Source organism: Bradyrhizobium sp. LB13.1 (assembly GCF_054056815.1).
Genome location: NZ_JBSRYQ010000001.1, coordinates 7,646,073 through 7,665,240, shown reverse-complemented (window position 1 = coordinate 7,665,240; position 19,168 = coordinate 7,646,073). Strand labels below are relative to the sequence as shown.

The 19,168-nt window shown below is 63.4% G+C and carries 13 protein-coding genes, 1 tRNA gene and 5 pseudogenes; 7 read left to right on the top strand and 12 right to left on the bottom strand.

Features of this window, described 5'->3' with window-relative positions:
* Positions 1–16: 16 nt before the first annotated feature.
* Together ACVWYI_RS37255 and ACVWYI_RS37250 are read right to left on the bottom strand one after the other, a co-directional pair.
* A complete protein-coding gene (locus ACVWYI_RS37255; protein ID WP_456664459.1) occupies positions 17–319 on the bottom strand; it encodes a GIY-YIG nuclease family protein in 303 nt (100 codons plus the stop codon).
* Positions 320–397: 78 nt separating this feature from the next.
* Positions 398–1,597 carry a DNA recombination protein RmuC gene (locus ACVWYI_RS37250; RefSeq protein ID WP_456664458.1) on the bottom strand — a complete coding sequence of 400 codons (1,200 nt, stop codon included), beginning with the start codon at positions 1,595–1,597 and terminating at the stop codon, positions 398–400.
* Between the two features lie 171 nt (positions 1,598–1,768).
* Here ACVWYI_RS37250 and def point away from each other — a divergent pair, with 171 nt between their 5' ends.
* The 3 genes and pseudogenes from def (at position 1,769) to truA (ending at position 4,291) form a co-directional block, all read left to right on the top strand.
* Positions 1,769–2,293 (top strand): peptide deformylase, encoded by a 525-nt coding sequence (def, locus tag ACVWYI_RS37245; RefSeq protein WP_354104303.1) that lies wholly within the window; start codon positions 1,769–1,771, stop codon positions 2,291–2,293.
* A 203-nt stretch (positions 2,294–2,496) separates the two neighbouring features.
* A pseudogene (gene fmt, locus ACVWYI_RS37240) lies at positions 2,497–3,433 on the top strand (methionyl-tRNA formyltransferase).
* 120 nt (positions 3,434–3,553) lie between these two features.
* On the top strand, positions 3,554–4,291 hold the full coding sequence (truA, locus tag ACVWYI_RS37235) for a tRNA pseudouridine(38-40) synthase TruA (RefSeq protein WP_456649725.1): 738 nt from the start codon (positions 3,554–3,556) through the stop codon (positions 4,289–4,291).
* Positions 4,292–4,351: 60 nt separating this feature from the next.
* Here the strand turns inward: truA and dapE are convergent, their stop codons facing one another.
* From dapE to rpmH, 10 genes and pseudogenes are all read right to left on the bottom strand, one after another.
* The gene (dapE, locus tag ACVWYI_RS37230; RefSeq protein ID WP_456664457.1) at positions 4,352–5,518 is read right to left on the bottom strand and encodes a succinyl-diaminopimelate desuccinylase; all 1,167 of its coding nucleotides are present in this window, start codon (positions 5,516–5,518) and stop codon (positions 4,352–4,354) included.
* Between the two features lie 276 nt (positions 5,519–5,794).
* Positions 5,795–6,641, bottom strand: a pseudogene (gene dapD / locus ACVWYI_RS37225) (2,3,4,5-tetrahydropyridine-2,6-dicarboxylate N-succinyltransferase).
* Positions 6,642–6,845: 204 nt separating this feature from the next.
* Entirely contained in the window at positions 6,846–7,541 is a 696-nt protein-coding gene (locus ACVWYI_RS37220; RefSeq protein ID WP_456664621.1) for a pyrimidine 5'-nucleotidase, read from the bottom strand.
* Between the two features lie 27 nt (positions 7,542–7,568).
* Positions 7,569–8,543 (bottom strand): annotated as a pseudogene (locus ACVWYI_RS37215) (DUF1036 domain-containing protein); the annotation flags it as partial.
* Positions 8,544–8,623: 80 nt separating this feature from the next.
* Entirely contained in the window at positions 8,624–9,511 is an 888-nt protein-coding gene (gene argB / locus ACVWYI_RS37210; protein WP_247351429.1) for an acetylglutamate kinase, read from the bottom strand.
* A 205-nt stretch (positions 9,512–9,716) separates the two neighbouring features.
* Entirely contained in the window at positions 9,717–10,076 is a 360-nt protein-coding gene (locus tag ACVWYI_RS37205) for a DUF423 domain-containing protein (RefSeq protein ID WP_247351426.1), read from the bottom strand.
* Entirely contained in the window at positions 10,076–10,729 is a 654-nt protein-coding gene (gene yihA, locus ACVWYI_RS37200; RefSeq protein WP_247351423.1) for a ribosome biogenesis GTP-binding protein YihA/YsxC, read from the bottom strand. Before yihA ends, ACVWYI_RS37205 begins: the two co-directional genes overlap by 1 nt.
* Positions 10,730–10,843: 114 nt before the next feature.
* Positions 10,844–12,716, bottom strand: a pseudogene (gene yidC, locus ACVWYI_RS37195) (membrane protein insertase YidC).
* Positions 12,717–12,727: 11 nt separating this feature from the next.
* On the bottom strand, positions 12,728–13,144 hold the full coding sequence (gene rnpA / locus ACVWYI_RS37190) for a ribonuclease P protein component (protein WP_247351422.1): 417 nt from the start codon (positions 13,142–13,144) through the stop codon (positions 12,728–12,730).
* 27 nt (positions 13,145–13,171) lie between these two features.
* Positions 13,172–13,306 (bottom strand): 50S ribosomal protein L34, encoded by a 135-nt coding sequence (gene rpmH, locus ACVWYI_RS37185; protein WP_008542748.1) that lies wholly within the window; start codon positions 13,304–13,306, stop codon positions 13,172–13,174.
* Positions 13,307–13,654: 348 nt separating this feature from the next.
* Between rpmH and ACVWYI_RS37180 the strand changes: the two are divergent.
* The 4 genes and pseudogenes from ACVWYI_RS37180 to ACVWYI_RS37165 all read left to right on the top strand — a co-directional run bounded on the left by ACVWYI_RS37180 (position 13,655) and on the right by ACVWYI_RS37165 (position 18,948).
* Positions 13,655–15,156, top strand: a pseudogene (locus tag ACVWYI_RS37180) (ATP-binding protein).
* Between the two features lie 164 nt (positions 15,157–15,320).
* Positions 15,321–15,397 (top strand) — tRNA-Arg (locus ACVWYI_RS37175).
* 178 nt (positions 15,398–15,575) lie between these two features.
* A complete protein-coding gene (locus ACVWYI_RS37170) occupies positions 15,576–17,372 on the top strand; it encodes a site-specific integrase (RefSeq protein ID WP_456664456.1) in 1,797 nt (598 codons plus the stop codon).
* Between the two features lie 163 nt (positions 17,373–17,535).
* Complete coding sequence (locus ACVWYI_RS37165) at positions 17,536–18,948, top strand: hypothetical protein (RefSeq protein ID WP_456664455.1); 1,413 nt, start codon at positions 17,536–17,538, stop codon at positions 18,946–18,948.
* The last annotated feature ends 220 nt before the right edge of the window (positions 18,949–19,168 follow it).

The following is a 19,168-nucleotide window of genomic DNA, read 5'->3' as shown; positions in this document are numbered from 1 at the left end:
ATTCCAGAGGCAGGGGTTATGGGGGACCTGCTATCTCCGGATAAAGATCATTCCAGTCCGGATTGTCTTTCTCGATCAGCGCGATCTTCCATGCTCGCTTCCATTTCTTGAGTCGCTTCTCGCGCCTGATCGCGTTCTCGGGATCATCGAACTGCTCGAAGTAGACGAGCCTGATGACGTCGTACTGCTCTGTGAAGCTCTCAATCAGCTTTGATTTGTGTTCCGCTACCCGGCGGATGAGATCATTGGTCACGCCGATATAGAGGGTGCCGCCGATCTTGCTAGCGAGTATGTAGACGTAGTAGCTGCGTGTTCCCATTTGGCGTCTCTGGAATACTGGGTCGCCCGGTCAAGCCGGACGACGACAGCCGAGATTGTGGCGGCAGTCCCGAACAGGTCACTCCCCCGCCTGGAGCTTTCTTGGGAACAGCTCCGGCGCGCCGGTCGTCACCAGATGCGGGCCTTCGGGTGCGTCGGTCTTGCTGAAATCGAGCTCCTCGATCCGGCCCGCGCGCTTCTCGATCTTGTCGGCGGAGATCAGCACCTGCCGCACGTCCTCGTTCGCGTCGGCAAAGTGCTTCTGCAATTTCACCACGCGATCCCTGAGGCGGCCGAGGTCGTCGCCGAGCTTGATCACTTCGGTGCGGATCTGGTCGGCGGCATCGCGCATGCGCGCGTCCTTCATGATCTGCTGCATCACCTGGATCGCCAGCATCAGCAGCGAGGGCGATACCAGCACGACACGGGCGCGATAGGCCTTCTGGATCACATCGTCGAAGCCGTCATGGATCTCGGCATAGACCGATTCCGATGGCACGAACATCAACGCCATTTCCTGGGTCTCGCCGGCGACGAGATATTTTTCGGCGATGTCGCTGACGTGCTTCATCACGTCGCCGCGCAGCCGCTGCGTGGCGACGCGCCGTTCCTCGTCGGTGCGGGCATCGTGCAGCGCAGTCATCGCTTCCAGCGGGAATTTCGCGTCGATGCAGAGCGGACGCTGGTCGGGCAGGAACACGACGCAGTCGGGCCGCTTGCCGGTCGAGAGCGTGAACTGGAACTCGTAGGCCCCCTTCGGCAGACCGTCCTGGACGATCGCCTCCATCCGCGCCTGACCGAAGGCGCCGCGCGACTGCTTGTTGGCGAGCACGTCGCGCAAGGATGTCACCTGCGTGGTGAGGTCGGTGAGGTTCTTGTGCGCGCTGTCGATGATGCCGAGCCGCTCGTGCAGGGCGCGCAGGCTATCCATGGTGTTGCGCGTGGTGTTTTCCATCGATTGGCCGACGCGGTGGGTCACCGAATCCAGCCGTTCGTTGACCGCGCGCGCCATGTCGGCCTGGCGGCCGGCGAGCGTCTGGGTCATGGCATCGACCCGGCCCGAAGCCTCGCCCTGGGCGTGCAGCACTTGGCTCAGGCGCTCCTCGAGCTCGTCGGCGCGGATGGCGTTGGCGATCGCAAGTTCCGCGCCGCGCCGACCGGAGCGCGCGATCACGACGGCGATCGCCACCATCAGGATGAGGACGAGCGCGCCGAAGCCGATCAGCGCGTCCACGGTGCGCACCGGCCAGTCGCCGAGCATGAAAATGATCTCGTTCATGCCCCTGCTTCTAACCGATTCGCTTCGCGGCACGAACGAATAGCGAACATTTATGGTAAATGCCCCGTTAATTTTTACGGTTAACGAAACCTGAAGTTTTATGGTTAGCGGAAGGTTAACGGGGTTCCGGGCCGGATTGACCGCATCGGGCGCGCGGCTTAAATCGCGGCCATGGCCCTCAGAGAAATCATCATCCTGCCCGACAAGCAGCTGCGTCTGGTCTCCAAGCCGATCGAGAAGGTCACGCCGGAGATCCGCAAGCTTGCCGACGACATGTTCGAGACCATGTACGACGCGCCCGGCATCGGGCTTGCGGCGATCCAGATCGCGCAGCCGTTGCGGCTGATTACCATGGACCTTGCCAAGCCCGACCAGGACGGCGAAACCAAGCTCGAGCCGCGGGTCTTCATCAATCCGGAAATCATCGCCTCCTCCGAGGAGCTGTCGGTCTACGAGGAAGGCTGCCTGTCGATCCCCGAATATTACGAGGAGGTCGAACGTCCCGCGAAAGTGCGGGTGCGCTTCACCGATCTCGACGGCAAGGTGCACGAGGAGGACGCCGCAGGCATCTACGCCACCTGCATCCAGCACGAGATCGACCATCTCAATGGTGTGCTGTTCGTCGATTACCTGTCAAAACTCAAGCGCGACCGCGTGATCAAGAAGTTCGAGAAGGCCGCCAAGCGCGCGGAGTGAGGTTTAGTGCTGCCTCGTACTCCCCTGCACTCCCTCCCCCCTTGTGGGGGAGGGCGGGGGAGAGGGGTAGCCCAGGCGGAAGTCTGTCCATGATCCGAATCAAATGCGTGCCGCGAAAGCTCAAACCGAGAGAGCGCGTCGTGTGGCACCCCTCTCCCTAGCCCTCCCCCACAAGGGGGGAGGGAACGTACCGAGTGCTTGTCATGCCCCTCCGCCTGATCTTCATGGGCACGCCCGATTTCTCCGTGCCGACGCTGCTCGAGCTCGTCGCGCATGGCCACGACATCGCGGCCGTGTATACGCGCGCGCCGAAGCCCGGCGGCCGGCGCGGCCTGCAATTGCAGCCGACCCCGGTGGAAGAGGCCGCACGGAAACTCGGCGTTCCCGTGCTGACGCCGAAGACGTTGAAAACCGAGGGGGCGCTGGCAGAATTTCGTGCCTTCGACGCCGATGCGGCCGTCGTCGTCGCCTATGGCATGATCCTGCCGCAGGCGATCCTCGATGCGCCAAAGCTCGGCTGCTACAATCTGCATGCTTCGCTGTTGCCACGCTGGCGCGGTGCTGCTCCCATCAACCGGGCGATCATGGCCGGCGATGCCGAGAGCGGCGTGATGGTGATGAAGATGGATGTCGGACTCGATACCGGCGACGTTGCCATGGCCGAGCGCCTTGCAATCACTGACACCATGACTGCGGTCGATCTGCACGACCGCCTGTCCCGGCTCGGCGCCGATCTGATGGTGCGCGCCATGGCCGCGCTCGCCCGCGGCGGGGCTTCAGCTCAAGCAGCAGAGCGAGGACGGCGTCACCTATGCCGCCAAGATCGACAAGGCCGAAGCGCGGATCGACTGGACCAGGCCGGCGCGCGAGGTGCTGCGCCACATCCACGGCCTGTCGCCGTTCCCCGGCGCCTGGGCCGAGCTCACCGGGGTGAGCGAGAACGCGCGCGTGAAAATCCTGCGCTGTGAATTGGCGAAGGGTTCGGGTAGGCCGGGCGAGGTGCTCGACGATCACCTCACCATTGCCTGCGGCGATGGCGCAGTCCGCCTTATCGAGCTCCAGCGCGAAGGCAAGGCGCGCATGCAGGCCGCGGACTTCCTGCGCGGCGTGCCGCTGAAGACCGGCGCCAAATTCACCTGACGCTGTCATACCCCGCGAAGGCGGGGTATCCAGTACGCCGAGGCTTCTCGGTCGAACGGATAGGCTGCGGAGTACTGGATCGCCCGGTCGAGCCGGACGATGACAGCGAAACTGGACAAGATGCCACGCTACAAGCTCACCATCGAATATGACGGCGCGCCGTTCTTCGGCTGGCAGGTGCAGGAGACGCTGCCGTCGGTGCAGGGCGCGCTGGAGGCTGCCGTCAAGGCGATGACCGGCGCGGATGCGCGCGTGCACGGCGCCGGGCGCACCGATGCCGGCGTGCATGCGCGAGGCCAGGTCGCGCATGTCGATATCGACAAGCAGTTTCCGCAGGGCCGTTTTCGCGACGGCTTGAATGCGCATCTGCGCCCGCATCCGGTTGCGGTGCTCGAGGCGGAGATCGTGCCTGATACCTTCGAGGCGCGCTTCTCGGCCGTGAAGCGTCACTACCGCTACCGCATCGTCAACACCCGCGCCAATCTCGCGCTTGATGTCGGCCACGCCTGGCGCGTGCCGCGCCGGCTCGATGCCGATGCGATGCACGCGGCGGCGCAGCGCCTGCTCGGCAAGCACGATTTCACGACGTTTCGCGACACCGAGTGCCAGGCCAAATCGCCGGAGAAGACGCTCGACCAGCTTGACGTAGAGCGCGACGGCCGCGAACTGACGGTGATCACCTCGGCGCGCTCATTCCTGCACAGCCAGGTGCGCTCGATGGTGGGGTCGCTGATGTGGGTCGGCGAGGGACGCTGGACCGCCGACGATCTCTCCGCAGCACTCGCCGCGCGCAACCGCGCCGCCTGCGGCATCGTCGCCCCGCCGGACGGGCTGTATCTGATGAAGGTGGATTACTGAGAGGAGGGCGTTTGCTGTCTCCCCAGGCATGACGGCGGAGTGAGTAGCTGGCAGCAGAGCCTACCCAAAATACCTTGCCAAAATCCCGCGATACACCTGCGTGAGCTTCTCCAGATCCCTGACCGGCACGCGCTCGTCGACCTGGTGCATGGTCTGGCCGACCAGGCCGAACTCGATCACCGGGCAGTAGCTGGAGATGAAGCGCGCATCCGAGGTGCCGCCCGAGGTCGACAGCTCCGGCTTGCGGCCCGTCACGTCCTCGATCGCGGACACCGCGAGTTCGGTGAACGGGCCGGGCTTGGTTACGAACACGTTCGAGTTCGAGGGATCCCAGACGATGCGGGCGCGAATGCGGTTGCCGCAGGCTTTTGTCAGCCGCGTCTCGACCAGCTCGCGCAGGCTCGCCTGGCTATGGTTGTCGTTGTAGCGGATGTTGAATTTTGCGCGAGCCTGGCCGGGGATGACGTTGCTGGCGGTGTTGCCGACGTCCACCGAGGTGAATTCGAGGTTGGAGGCCTGGAACTGCGCGCTGCCATGGTCGAGCGGCTCGTCGGAGATCGCGACGATCAATCGCGAAATGTCCGGCACCGGATTCGCCGCTCGGTGCGGATAGGCGACATGGCCCTGCATGCCGTCGACGTAAAGCGTGCCGGATTGCGAGCCGCGGCGGCCGACCTTGATGGTGTCGCCGAGCGTCTCGACATTGGAGGGCTCGCCAAGCACGCAATGATCGAATTTCTCGCCGCGCTCGGCCGCCCACTTCAACAGCTTGATGGTGCCGTTGATGGAGACGTCTTCCTCGTCGCCGGTGATCAGGAACGAGATCGAGCCCTTTCCGTCTGCGCGCGGCTTATCGTCGTTCGCGGCGAGATGCTCCAGCACGGCTGCCACCGAGCAGGCGATGCCGCCCTTCATGTCGACCGCGCCGCGGCCGTGCAGAAAGCCGTCCTTCACCTCGCCGGAGAATGCGCCGACGCTCCAGGCGCTCTCGTCGCCCGGCGGCACCACGTCGGTGTGGCCGGCGAAGGTGATGTGCGGCGCGTCAGTGCCGATCCGCGCATAGAGATTGTCGACGTCGGCCGTGCCGGGCTCGCTGAAGGTGACGCGGTGGCACGTGAAGCCGGCTGCGGTGAGAGCTTTTTCGAGCACGCCCAGGGCACCGGCATCGGCCGGAGTTACCGAGGGGCAGCGGATGAGATCGCGGGCAATCGAGAGAGCATCGGTCATGCGCCCCGCTTAACATGCATGCCGCCGGGCGGGCTAGCGCTGCGCGGGACAAATTCGATCTCGCCCTGCTGGTCCCAGTCCTTTGCAAGAGCAGAGGCGGTCGTCGAAGCGCAAGAGATACCAGGTCCAGTCCGTGCCAAAGGCTCCGGGCGGGAGAGGTCGCCCGGATATTGGTGCCGATGGAGGGAAGGTGGGTTCGATGCAGCCAGCAGCCGGGCCGTCGCCCTTCGAGGGCCGCTGAAGGAGCGGCCGCCTCACGGTGACGGTGAGGGAGATTTAATCCCGCAGCAGCTCGTTGATGCTGGTCTTCGAGCGCGTGCGCTCGTCGACGCGCTTGACGATGACGGCGCAGGCGGTGCTCGGGCCGATCTGGCCGTTCTTCATGGGCTTGCCGGGCAGCGCGCCGGGAACGACGACCGAATATTCCGGCACCTCGCCGATAAAGATCTCGCCGGTCTCGCGGTCGACGATCTTGGTCGAGGCGCCCAGGAACACACCCATCGACAGCACCGCGCCCTTGCGCACGATCACGCCCTCGGCGACTTCGCTGCGTGCGCCGATGAAGCAATCGTCCTCGATGATGACGGGTTCGGCCTGCAGCGGCTCGAGCACACCGCCGATGCCGACGCCGCCGGAGATGTGCACGCGCTTGCCGATCTGCGCGCAGGAGCCGACGGTCGACCAGGTGTCGATCATGGTCGACTCATCGACATAGGCGCCGAGATTGACGAAGGACGGCATCAACACGACGTTGCGGGCGATGAAGGCCGAGCGGCGCACGATCGAGCCGGGAACGGCGCGGAAACCGGCGTCGCGAAAGCGGTTCTCGCCCCAGCCGTCGAACTTCGAGGGCACCTTGTCCCACCAGGTCGCCTTGCCGGGGCCGCCGGGAATGGCACCCATGTCGTTGAGGCGGAACGAGAGCAGCACGGCCTTCTTCAGCCACTGATTGACCTTCCACTTGCCGTCGGCCCCGCGCTCGGCAACGCGCGCCTCGCCCTTGTCCAGAATCTCCAGCGCCTGATCCACGGCCTCGCGCACCTCGCCCCTGGGTCGAGGTCGAGACGTCGTCGCGCGCCTCGAAGGCGCCGTTGATGGTGGATTCGAGGGCTTGGAGGGACATCGGCATTTCCTCTAGGGAATGGGAATTTTGATGGATTGGGGCGCTTTTTCGGGATTTGGGGGACGGAGTCAAGCTTGGTTCGCTGTCATCACCGGCCTTGCGCGCAATTGCGCGCTGGAGCGGGTGATCCAGTACGCCGCGGCGGTCGTGATGAATCGAAACGGCGGCGATGACCGGATACCCGCCTTCGCCGGGTATGACGGCTCACCTGGGATGAGACAACCTGCCTAAAAACCCCGCCAGATCATCCGTGACGTGGTCGACATGGGCGGCGTCCCGGCCTTCCAGCTCCCAGTCCTCGCGCACCACTTCCTTGGTGCCGTCAGGCACCACCAGCACCGTCGTCATGCCGAGCTCGTGCGGGACGGTGAGGTTGCGGGCGAGGTCCTCGAACATGGCCGATCGCATCGGGTCGACCGAATGGTCCAAGAGAAATTTCCGGTAGGTCTGCGGCGCCGGCTTCGGCTCGAATTCGGCCGCGATAATGTCGAACACGCCATCGAAATGTGCAGCAAAGCCCAGCCGCGCCAGCACCGCATCGACATGATCGACCGAGCCGTTGGTCAGGATCAGCTTTCGTCCCGACAGTTTTGCGATGGCTTCGCCCAGCGCCGGGTTCGGCTCCAGCGGCGAGTGGTCGATCTTGTGGACGTAGGCGAGATAGTCGTCGGCGCGTACGCCGTGCAGGGTCATCATGCCGCGCATCGTGGTGCCGAAGCGCTGGTAATAATCCTTCTGGATCTTGCGCGCTTCCACCGGCGTCAGGTTCAGCCAGTTGCAAACGAACTCGGTGATCCGCGCATCGACCTGCTGCCACAGATTGACGTGGTGCGGATACAGCGTGTTGTCGAGGTCGAACACCCAGGTGTCGATATGGGCGAAGGCGCGGGGTGGGGTCATCACAGCTTTCTCAATCACGGCATCGCAAAACCGCAGCGTCTTGCCGCCGCTTGACATGTCCACCGCGCCGAAACCCGTCGCCGCGAAACCGCGTGCGCCGCAATCGGTCTGCTCGTGGGTCTCGAACTTGGTTTCGCGCGTGCAAAGTTGCTTGTCGCCGCCCCAGTTCAGCGGCTTGTCCTTCAGCTTGACGACGCGGTTGTCGGCGTCGATGGCCTCGGCGAAGCTGAAGATCTGCCTGGGCTGGCCGGCCACGTCAGGGTGCAGGCAGGTCTTGGGATCGATGCGATACCAGCCGCGGCTCGTCACCGACTTGCCGTCGTCGGTGGCGACCGCCGCCATCACCTTGTGCGGGGTGTCGTTGCACCAGGTGAGGCCGGCCGGAGACGGCGTCTGCACCGCATCGACCATGGTCTTGAAGAGGTTCGGCGACGACACGATGTCCGACGACAATCCGCGACTCTTCAGAAAAGCGGCCAGCGCGCCTTGCGTCTTCGGCCCGTCGACGCCATCGATCGGCGCGGCATCGTAGCCTGCAATCACCAAAAGCCGCTGGATGGCGGCAAGGCGGGCCTGCTCGTCGTCATATTCGGAATCCTCCGCGAGATAGGCGACGAGATTACCGTCCGCGCCTTGCGTCGGCGTGATCTGCGTGAAGGCGGCCTGGGTCTGGCCGCTGCGGCACTGCCGCGCGGCCGCGATGACGAAATTGTCCTGCGCGACGCACAGCGTGTCGCTGCCGTTCTGCGGGATCGGGGATGCGCCGTAGACGCCGAGCGCGCGGGCGTTGAGCAGGATGCGGTCGGCGGAGAGCGTGCCCTGCACCACCACGCGACAGGTGGCGGGATCGATCCTGAACCAGCCGCGCGTGGCGGTCGCCGCCTTGTCGTCGATGCCGATCGCGGCCTCGACGACATAGGACATGCGGTTGCAGATCTTGAGGTCGGCGAAGGCCGGCGCGGAGGAGAAGACAAACGAGATGGCTGCGGCAGGGAGCGTCATCAGGAAGCGCGTGAGAGTGGAGCGGCGCGGTCGCTGAACTCTCCGCTCGGCCATGACGGCGTCTCTCGGTTTCTCATCTCTCACTTGTGGATCAGCGTTCCCGTGCCCGTGTTGGTGAAGAGTTCGAGCAGCACCGCGTGCTGCATCTTGCCGTCGATGATGACGACGCCCTCGACACCCTGTTCGAGCGCGTAGATGCAGGTCTCGACCTTTGGGATCATGCCGCCGGAAATGGTGCCGTCGGCGATCAGCTTTCGCGCGTCCTTGACCGAGAGCTGCGGGATCAGCTTCTTCGACTTGTCGAGCACGCCGGGCACGTCGGTGAGCAGCAGCAGCCGCTTTGCCTTCAGCGCGCCGGCCACGGCGCCTGCAAAAGTGTCGGCGTTGACGTTCAGCGTCTGGCCCTCTTTCGAGGTCGCGAGCGGTGCCAGCACCGGGATCAGCTCGTAGCCGATCAGCTGGTTGAGCAGCGTGAGGTCGACTTTCTCGGGGTCGCCGACGAAGCCGAGATCGACCGCCTTCTCGATGTGCGAGTCCGGATCGATGATGGTGCGCGTCGTCTTCGACGCCTTCACCATGTTGGCGTCCTTGCCTGACAGGCCCACGGCCTTGCCGCCGGCTTCGTTGATGTAACCGACGATCTGCTTGTTGACGGAGCCGGCCAGCACCATCTCGACGATTTCGATCGTCGCGGCATCAGTGATGCGCAGGCCGGCGGCGAATTCCGAGGCGATGCCGAGCCGCTTGAGCATGGTCGCGATCTGCGGGCCGCCGCCATGCACCACCACCGGGTTGATCGCGGTCTGCTCGAGCAGCACGATGTCGCGGGCAAAATTCTTCGCGCCCTCTTCGTCGCCCATGGCATGGCCGCCATACTTGATGACGATGGTTTCCTCGTCATACTGCTGCATGTGCGGCAGCGCTTCGGACAGGATGCGGGCCTGGTCGAGCGGTGAGATTTCGGTCATGAGGCGGATCTCGCTGGCGGGATACTCGGGCCGCGTTCTATCTGATTGGCGGGCGAGGCGCAAAGTAGGACTGGCATGCGATCTCGTGTCCCGGACGCGGTGCGGCACGCAGTGACGCGCCGCTGAGCCGGGACCCAGAAGCTGGCATGGGCCCCGGCTCAGCAGCGCATCGCTGAAGCGCTGCGCTGCGTCCGGGGCACGAGACCTATTTCCGCACCACCACCGCCGCGAGCGTCACCACCAGCCAGCTCAAAATCATCACCGTTCCACCCGTCGGCGCCGCATATGGAAACAGCGAATGGCCGGCATATTGCCGCAAGGTGAGGTCGCCCGCGAACAACGCGGCGCCGAGTACGAAACCGAACGCAGCAATGAGGCCAATTCCGCCGTGCAGAAGGCGGTGCGCGAGCAGGGCTGTGGCCGCAAGTACGGCAGTTGCATGAAACAGCAGCATGGCGCTCGCCGAAGCAAGCCGGCTCGCATCGCCACCGTGGGCGGCGGCGGCGGCCAGCGCGACGCCGGCGGCGCCCATCAGACCGGCAAGCCCGATCAACAGGCGCGCCATCACTTGGTCCGCTCCTCCAGCAGCTTCGCCATCGCGGCGCGCAGCTCGGCCATGCCGGATCCGGAGCGGGACGAGGTCGTCAGCACATCCGGAAACGCGGCGGGATGTTTGGCGAGCGCAACGCCGGTCTCGGCAATCCGCTCAGTGAGCTCGGCGGCCTTGACCTGGTCTGCCTTGGTCAGCACGATCTGGTAGCTGACCGCGGAGCGGTCGAGCGTCTTCAGGACTTCGTGGTCGACCTCCTTGAGGCCATGCCGCGCGTCGATCAGCACGTAGACGCGCGCGAGCGAGGCGCGGCCGAGCAGGAATTTGTGGATCAGCTCGGTCCAGGACGCGACCTGGCTCTTCGGCGCCTTGGCATAGCCATAGCCGGGCATGTCGACGAGGCGGAGCTCGGTCTTGCCGGGGACCTCGAAGAAGATCAGCTCCTGGGTGCGGCCCGGCGTATGCGAGGTGCGCGCGAGCGCGTTGCGGCCGGTGAGCGCGTTGATCAGGCTCGACTTGCCGACATTGGAGCGTCCGGCAAAGGCGATCTCCAGCCCCGCCATCGGCGGCAGCGTTTCAATCGAGGGCGAGGCCCAGATGAACTGCCAGTCGCGGGCAAACAGCTTTCGCCCGACCTCGATCAGCTTCGCATCTTTGTCGTCATTCATGCGAAAGCTTTCGGTTGTTACCGTGTCATTGCGAGCGAAGCGAAGCAATCCAGGGTGCCTCCGGGGAAACGGTCTGGATTGCTTCGGAGCTTCGCTCCTCGCAATGACGGAGAGCTACGTCGCCTTCTTCGCGAACGTCGCCTTGAGATTGTCGAACAGCTCTACCTTCACGCCGTTGCGGCGCATGATGAAGCTCTGCTGGAGCACTGAGAGCGTGTTGTTCCAGGCCCAGTAGATCACGAGACCCGCCGGGAAGCCCGCCAGCATGAAGGTGAAGATCAGCGGCATCCAGTTGAAGATCAGCTGCTGGGTCGGATCCGGCGGCGTCGGGTTCAGCTTCATCTGGAACCACATCGTGATGCCCATGATGATCGGCCAGATGCCGAGCGCGAGGTAGTGGCCGAACAGCGGCAGCGTGGTCGGATCGAACGGGATCAGGCCGAACAGCGTGAACAGATTGGTCGGATCCGGCGCGGACAGGTCCTTGATCCAGCCGAAGAACGGCGCGTGCCGCATCTCGATGGTGACGAACAGCACCTTGTAGAGCGAGAAGAACACCGGGATCTGGATCACCACGGGAAGACAGCCGGCGACCGGGTTGATCTTCTCCTTGCGGTAGATCTCCATCATCTCCTGCTGCTGCTTCACCTTGTCGTCGGGGTAGCGCTCCTTGAGCGCCTGAAGCTGCGGCTGGACCGACTTCATCTTCGCCATCGAGGCGTAGGACTTGTTCGCCAGCGGGAAGAACAAGAACTTCACGATCACGGTCACGAGCAGGATCGAGATGCCGAAATTGCCGAAGAAGCGGTAGAAGAAGTCGAGGCCGAGGAACATCGGCTTGGTGATGAAGTAGAACCAGCCCCAGTCGATCAAGAGATCGAAATGGTTGAGGCCGAGCTCCTTGTTGTAGCCGCCGAGGCCGGCGAACGGAAACACGCCGACGACGCCGGCTTCCTTGGCGCCGGCGAACAGCCGCGCGTTCGTCGTCGTCGTGCCGCCGATCGGGACGGTCTGCTCGCTTTGCAGATAGTCGGTCTGGTATCGGATCTGGGTGCCGGGTTCGGCGACAAAACGGGCCTTGAGCGTTGCCGACGTGTCGGGAAGGAGCGCAGACGCCCAATATTTGTCGGTAATGCCGAGCCAGGCATTGGTGACGTTGTTGAATTCGAACCCGTGTCCGCCGTTGCCGATCGCGGGTGCTTCGCCGACAGCCTTATAGGCCTTCTCCTGCAAGCCCTGCTCGCCCAAATAACCGATCAGGCCTTCATGCAGGATGTAGTAGCCCGAGACGTGCGGCGTGCCGTGGCGCGAGATCAGCGCGAAGGGATAGAGTTTGACCCGGCGCGTTGCCGACATTGGTCACCTCGTCCTTGATGCTGAAGAGGTAGTGGTCGTCGATCGTGACGGTGCGGCGGAAGGTGAGGCCTTCGCCATTGTCGTATTTCAGCATGACCGGCGTGGACGGCGTCAGGCTGTTGGTGCCCTCCTGCTGCCAATCGGTGGTCCGGTCGGGCACCTTTGTGCCGCCTGTCCCGGCCACCCAGCCAAATTCTGCGTAATAGGGCTCTGCAGTGCCCGACGGCGAATAGAGGATGATCGGCGGCGACTTCGGGTCGACCGTTTCGCGATACTGCACCAGCGCAAGATCGTCGATGCGCGCGCCCTTCAGGGCAATGCTGCCGGTCAAGCGGGGTGTATCGATCTTGACGCGGGGGGAGGCGGCAATCGCCGCCTCCCGGCTGACGATCGGCTGGCCCGGCTGATTGGCGGTCTGGGGAGCGGAGGGCGTGCCTGCGGTGCCGGGCTGCGGCGTGGCGCCCGGCGTCCCGGAAGCCGTCGGCTGCGGCGTGGTCTTCTGCAACTCGGCCTGCGTCTGTTGCTGGACGCGCTGCTTCTCCATCGCCGGCATGTTGTAGAAATATTGCCAGGCGATCAGCACGAGGCCCGACAGAATGACGGCGAGGATGGTGTTGCGGTTATCGGTCATCATTCTCGTCATCAATCCGGTTTGCGGCTGGTCGCAGGAGCGGGGCCGGGCTTTAAGCCGTCGGTTCTTTGGCCGTCGGTTTTTGGGCCGCGTCCCTTGTGCGTATGCCGCGCGGGCTTCGCGAACGCTATGCGCAGATCGTCGAGCATGGTGGCGAAGCCGCGCGAGAGCGCGTCCCTTCGGCCGACCAGCACATAATCATGATGGGGCTGCATCGACACCGGATCGAGCCGCTTCACCAGTTCGCGAAGCCGGCGCCGGATGCGATTACGCTCGGGAGCGTTGCCGTTCTTTTTGGTAACGGTGAAGCCGATCCGGATCGGGCCGCTGTCGTCACGGCCACGGCTTTGCAGGACGAACGCGGGACTATTCACCCGCGCGCCATTGGCAACGGCGAGGAAATCCGCTCGCTGCCTCAGCCGATCCATGATGAAATCCCAAAAAGGGGGGCCGGCTCAGGCGCTCAGACGCTTGCGGCCGCGAGCGCGGCGTGCGGCGAGAACCTTGCGGCCGCCGGCAGTAGCGAGACGGGCACGGAAGCCGTGACGGCGCTTGCGCACCAGTTTGCTGGGTTGATAAGTCCGCTTCACGGGTTTTTCTCCGCTGACCGGGCAATTTGCCTGTAGAATTGATGATAAAGTCCGGAAGATGCTGCCCAAAACGGGCCCGCTTTCGGCCCCAAGAGAGCCGCTCCCGGCGTTACACCGGGTCATCGCGGACAATTTGGCCGGCTTATATGCGAGCGCCTCCTTTTCGTCAACGCCGCACAAGCGCTCTGATCCGGTGAATATCGCTGTTTGTGCGGGGTTTTTAACCCTCGAGGTAGCGATTAGCGATATCCGCGCTTACATCCCACCTCGGCAGATTAGCAATCTGTAATTTGACCGGCCCCCGGGCGGGTCGCATCCTCCATCAGCCAGGCCAACAGGGGCGAATACGTGGCAGCGACAGACCTCCAGCCGATCCAGGATCAGGATCAGCGGGACCCGCCGGCGACGCAGCCGCGCGGGACGCGCGGGCTTGGGTTATCCGGCAAGCTGTTGCTGCTCACTGTTCCCCTGGTGATGATCGCGGCCGTCCTGCTCTACGTGCCTGCCATCGCCAACTTCTGGGTCAACCGGCTGAACGACCGCGTGGCGGCGGCCAACACGGCGGCGCTGGTGCTCGATGCAGCTCCGCTCGGCATGGTTCCCGATTCGCTGTCGCGCCAGATCCTGAAAAGCATCAATGCCCGCGCCGTCGCCATCAAGATGGGCCAGCAGCGCCGTCTGCTCGCCAGCGACAATCTGCCGACCGCCATCGAGCACGACATCGACCTGCGCGACATGACGGCGTGGGAGGCGATCACCGGCTCGTTCCGGATGATGCTGGAGACCGGCAACCAGGCCATCCGGATCGTCGGGCCCGGGGTCGGCAACGCCCAGTTCATCGAGATCGTGACCGACGAGCTGCCGCTGCGGCAGTCGATGTACCGCTTCTCCCGCAACGTCGTGGTGGTCGCGCTGATCATCGCGGCGCTGACCGCGGGCCTCGTCTATCTCGCGCTCCATTATCTGTTCGTGCGCCCGATGCGGCGGTTGACGGCGAGCCTGGTCGGCTTCCACGAAAACCCCGAAAGCTCGGCGGGGATCATCGTGCCGAGCCAGCGGAGCGACGAAATCGGGGTCGCCGAGCGCGAATTGTCGGACATGCAGCGCGATTTGATGTCGATGCTGCATCAGAAGAGCCGGCTTGCCGCCCTCGGCCTCGCCGTCTCCAAGATCAACCATGATCTGCGCAATTTGCTGGCCTCGGCCCAGCTTTTGTCGGACCAGCTCGCCAGCGTGCCGGATCCGCGGGTGCAGCGCTTTGCGCGCCAAAGCTCGTGCGTTCGCTCGAGCGCGCCATCGCCTTCTGCCAGTCGACCTTGTCTTACGGCCGCGCCCAGGAGGCCGCGCCCGACCGGCGCATGATCCTGATCGAGCCGGTGGTGCTGGAGGTGCGCGAGACCGCGGGCCTTGCCAGCGATGCCGCGATCGTCTGGGTCGCCGCGATCGAGCGGGGGCTCGCGGTCGACGCCGATCCCGACCAGCTGTTCCGCGTGCTGCTCAACCTCGTCCGCAACGCCGCCCAGGCACTGGAAAGCCATTCGTCGGCCGAGGGCGGCGCGCAGCAGATCCGGATCACGGGAAAACGCGAAGGCGCCGTCGCCATCCTGGAGGTCTCCGACACCGGCCCCGGCGTGCCCCAGAAGACCCGGGACCATCTGTTCGAGGCGTTCCAGACCTCCGGCCGCCCGGGCGGCAGCGGCCTTGGCCTTGCCATCGCTGCCGAGCTCGTCCGCGCCCATGGCGGCGACATCCATCTGGTCGAAGGCACCCTCGGCGCCACCTTCCGGATCGTCATCCCCGACCGCCCCGTGGAACTCCTCTCCATCCGCAACGAGCGGGCAAGGGCGTAGTCGGCCGGAGACCCACCGGAAACCGTCGTTGCCCTGCAAAATCTCCCCAATCCGGACCTTGCCAATTCGGGCAAGAGCGGTTAGTCAGAGCGCTCTTTCGCACCCCTTCGGCGTTGTCCGGAGGGTGCATGTAGGCCTTGCCCACATTGCTGTTCGCGAAAAACGCGCCCGTAGCTCAGCTGGATAGAGCATCAGACTACGAATCTGAGGGTCGGACGTTCGAATCGTTCCGGGCGCGCCAGTCGCACAAGTTCCTATTGAAAATCAATAACTAGCACGTTTACAAGCGCTTAGCTGCCGCCAGTGGTGTGAAGCGGTGGTGAAAATGCGTGTTCTGATGGGCGTGATCAAAGACCGACACAATACCTACTACGCTTTGAAAACCGTGCCCGCGAAACCGAAGGGACTGCGCGCGCGCGGTGGCAATTGAGCTGAACAACGGCAAGGCGTCGCAATCCCACCTTAAGAAGTCTCTCGGGACCAAGGACCTCCACTCGGCCAATGTGCGCGCCAAGCCGGTGCTGGCGGAGTTCGACCGGATCATCGCGAAAGCAAAGGCACGACTTGCGGCAGCCACGGTGCCCACGGTCAAGCGCACCAGCCTGAACGATACTGAAATCAAGCGAATGGCTGAATGGGTGTACGCCAAGGCGCTGGAGTGGGACGAGCGAACACGCTTCGGCGGTCGCGACGAACTGGCGCGGATCAGAGCCGAGATCATCCGGCTTGATGGCTCAGTGGATGAACCGTTGATCCCGCCCGCGCAATGGCCCGCCCGTGGATTGCCACGTCAGGTGTTTGAGGAGAACCACACCGAGCTGTTGGATACGATCCAGATGCTCCGGCAAACGGCGGCAATGGGCGACATCTCAGCCGTGCAGGACGACGTCCGGGGAGCCCTGTGGGCGTTCAACATTGAACTGGACGAGCATAGCGCCGCCTACATTAAGCTGAGCACCGCGTGTCTACACGCGTACCTAAGAGGACTGGAGGCAATCGAGAAGCGAGACGCAGGCATCACTGTAGAAACGCCTTTTGTGGCCGGGCCGGGAGCACCGGCAGCGGGTGATGGCGGGACGCTGCTTGATGCGGTTGAGGGCTGGAAGCGGCACCGGGCACGACCGAAGCGGACCGTGGACGAGTTTAGCCGGAGCGTGGACATGTTCATCCAAGTCCACGGTAACATGCCGGTCGCGGCGATCAGGAAGAAGCAGGCTTTGGACTACCGTAGAGCGCTTCAGGATGTCCCTCGATTGCGGCAAGGACCTCTGCTAGGCGCGCCTCTCCCTGCGCAGGCTGAGTGGGGCCGCGAGCACCCGGAAGAGCCGAAGATCACCGCAGCAACGATCAACAAGCAACTGGGTGCGGTGCAGTCCATCTGTGTCTGGGCAAAGGAGAACGGCCTTGTGCCGGATGACGGGCAGCAGTGGGTCGATCCATTCAGCAAGATCAGGCTTCCAGAAGAGCGCTCCGAGCGAACATCCTTCGGGACGGCAGAGTTGCAACTGCTATTCAATGCGCCGGTGTTTACCGAGCATCAGTTCCCATTGGGTGCTCATGGGGACGCTGGTTTTTGGTTGCCCGTCCTTGCCTTGTTCACCGGGGCACGCCAAGCGGAGCTGGGGGGCCTCACCGCCGCCAACGTGCAGACGGACGTAGAGACAGGGGCGACCCTGCTCTACTTCGAAAGCGAGCGGGCACGAGGGAAGAGGCTGAAGACGGAAGCCTCCGAACGTGTTGTACCCGCGCATCCCGAAGTGATCCGCTTAGGCTTAATCGGCTATGTCGAGGAGCGAAGGAAGGCTGATGGCCCGGATGCGTGGCTATTCCCTATGGTATCTCCCGATAAGGGGCGTGCTGGCGTGCCTGCGTTTTCCCAGTGGTTTGGTCGTTATCTCCGAGCAGCAGGCGTCACGGATAAGGCCAAGGTGTTCCACAGTTTCAGGCACACCGTGAAAGACGCGCTACGTAGGGGCAGGGCGGATCACGAGGCGCGCGAAGCTCTGATCGGTCATGCTCAAGCATCCACGGTGAGTTGGGGTTACGGCGCGCCTGCCATGTTAGCCCGGTTCACTGCTTCCGGTTTATCTGACGCCATCAATCGCATTTCCTATCCCGGCCTTGACCTGTCGCGTGTCAAACCGCTGGGCGTACCAACGCGTACTAGCGGCACATCAAAGCAACCACCGGCAAAGCGTAAAGCAACGCCTGAATAGCCACGAAAGCACCACGCGTCATGATGACCGATCACCACCGCCGCTCTCGGGGGAGGCCCCTGTAGACGGCGTGGCTGCTCGGTACAGCATCGACATCAGCGCTTACATGATCAACCGGGCTTATGGGTTCTGATCGTAAGACCCCGAGGCGGGAAGTCGGAAGATGACAGACAAAGAGCCTGACGTGCCCGAGCAAATCGTGCCGACGCCGAGCATTTCACGTGAGGAGGCCAAGGTCCTGCATAAGGCACCCTTGGCTACCTTGCGAGCCACACCAGCAAGCCTGAAGGCCCGCGTGCTCGCAAGTGAGTTGGCCGCGCGCTATCCGAGGTCGATGGCGGCGAAGGGCAAGGCTTATGCTCGGAACAAGACCAAAGAAGATTACGCCAACGCTATGGCGGCCTTCGTTGCCGATTTGCTGGACGTAATCGAAAGAGACTTCAGCGAGGGCTGGCTGCGGTGTTCTCTGAAGAAAGAGACGTACACCGGCAAAGCTGTCTCATGGCACATGTTCAACGGGGTGCGGCAAGCGTTGACTGAGGCGGGCTTGGTCGAGCACCAGCCGGGCTATCCAGGTGCTTACGGCTTCGGAAATCCGGGGCCTTCGCATGGGAAGCTGTCGCGCTTCCGTGCAACACCGTCTCTTCTATCCCTCTGCGAGGCCCACGGCATCACGCCAGCAACGGTGTGGCAACATTTCAATTCCGAGGAGGTAATGCCTTCCGAGCTGGTGCGGCTCACGAAGCCCTCGCGGAAAACACCGGACATCGTTGCGGTAGAGCGCCTTCGGAAACAGGTGGCGGAACTCAACGCGTTCGTCGGCCAGCACTCGATCACGCACCCGACCACTGAGATTAAGCATCTGGGCTGGGTGCGGATATTTCACCACGCAGGCCATCCTGACTTCCGTTGGAATAAGGGCGGCCGCCTCTACTCCTATCCACAGAACACTGCATGCTATCAGCACCTCAGCGGGGCCGCGCGGCGTGAGATGCGGATTGACGGTGAGGCTGTGGTCGAAATCGACATCTCATCGGCATACCTGAGCATCTTCTACGCTTGGTGCGATCAAAAGCTCGACACCAACACAGATGCCTACGCCGGAATACTTGGCGACACCGTGCTGGATCGAGAGGTGGCCAAGTGCTGGATCAACATGTCCTTCGGAGGCGGCCAACTTCGGACGAAATGGACGACGGAAATCAAGGAGAACGTCCGGGACCGTTTGGAGCGCAAGGGCATCCGACCGGACGCTTTCGATGCCAAGGCTTACCCCATGTCACGGGTCTGCGAGCGGGTTCTACAACGCCACCCAATTCTGCAGCGCTGGGGAGGAGAGATTAGGGGTCGTGTACGAGACTGGAGTGACCTCATGTTCGTTGAGAGCAAGATCATCATCGGGACCATGCAGGAATTGATGGCTCAAGGTGTCCCGAGCCTGCCTGTGCACGATAGCCTCATTGTGCAGTCCAGACACGAGGCGGTGGCGGTGGATACCTTGAAAGAGCAGTTTCAGACCCATACCGGAGCAACTCCGAAGCTCGGCATCACCAGACCGGAGGGATGGGACTTTTAGGCTATAGGACAAGCCTACGAGGTACCTAAGTATATGAATATATAGAATAGAATCGATGTAACTTACCCTGTGTCACCACAGCGCACATACATCCCATATCAGGGAACGAATGTTGGCGCTGACCGAAGGTGATTACGGCCACAGTTTATAACAGGCCCCGGTCCAGCACTGGGAAGCAAAGCACTGGGCTGAAATCGCCCAAGCGGCCCCTGAGCCTGAC

Bases quoted from the DNA above. Each gene is read 5' to 3' on its own strand.
- ACVWYI_RS37255 (WP_456664459.1), bottom strand. From the start codon at position 319: ATGGGAACACGCAGCTACTACGTCTACATACTCGCTAGCAAGATCGGC.
- ACVWYI_RS37250 (WP_456664458.1), bottom strand. From the start codon at position 1,597: ATGAACGAGATCATTTTCATGCTCGGCGACTGGCCGGTGCGCACCGTG.
- def (WP_354104303.1), top strand. From the start codon at position 1,769: ATGGCCCTCAGAGAAATCATCATCCTGCCCGACAAGCAGCTGCGTCTG.
- truA (WP_456649725.1), top strand. From the start codon at position 3,554: ATGCCACGCTACAAGCTCACCATCGAATATGACGGCGCGCCGTTCTTC.
- dapE (WP_456664457.1), bottom strand. From the start codon at position 5,518: ATGACCGATGCTCTCTCGATTGCCCGCGATCTCATCCGCTGCCCCTCG.
- ACVWYI_RS37220 (WP_456664621.1), bottom strand. From the start codon at position 7,541: ATGACCCCACCCCGCGCCTTCGCCCATATCGACACCTGGGTGTTCGAC.
- argB (WP_247351429.1), bottom strand. From the start codon at position 9,511: ATGACCGAAATCTCACCGCTCGACCAGGCCCGCATCCTGTCCGAAGCG.
- ACVWYI_RS37205 (WP_247351426.1), bottom strand. From the start codon at position 10,076: ATGGCGCGCCTGTTGATCGGGCTTGCCGGTCTGATGGGCGCCGCCGGC.
- yihA (WP_247351423.1), bottom strand. From the start codon at position 10,729: ATGAATGACGACAAAGATGCGAAGCTGATCGAGGTCGGGCGAAAGCTG.
- rnpA (WP_247351422.1), bottom strand. From the start codon at position 13,144: ATGGATCGGCTGAGGCAGCGAGCGGATTTCCTCGCCGTTGCCAATGGC.
- ACVWYI_RS37165 (WP_456664455.1), top strand. From the start codon at position 17,536: ATGACAGACAAAGAGCCTGACGTGCCCGAGCAAATCGTGCCGACGCCG.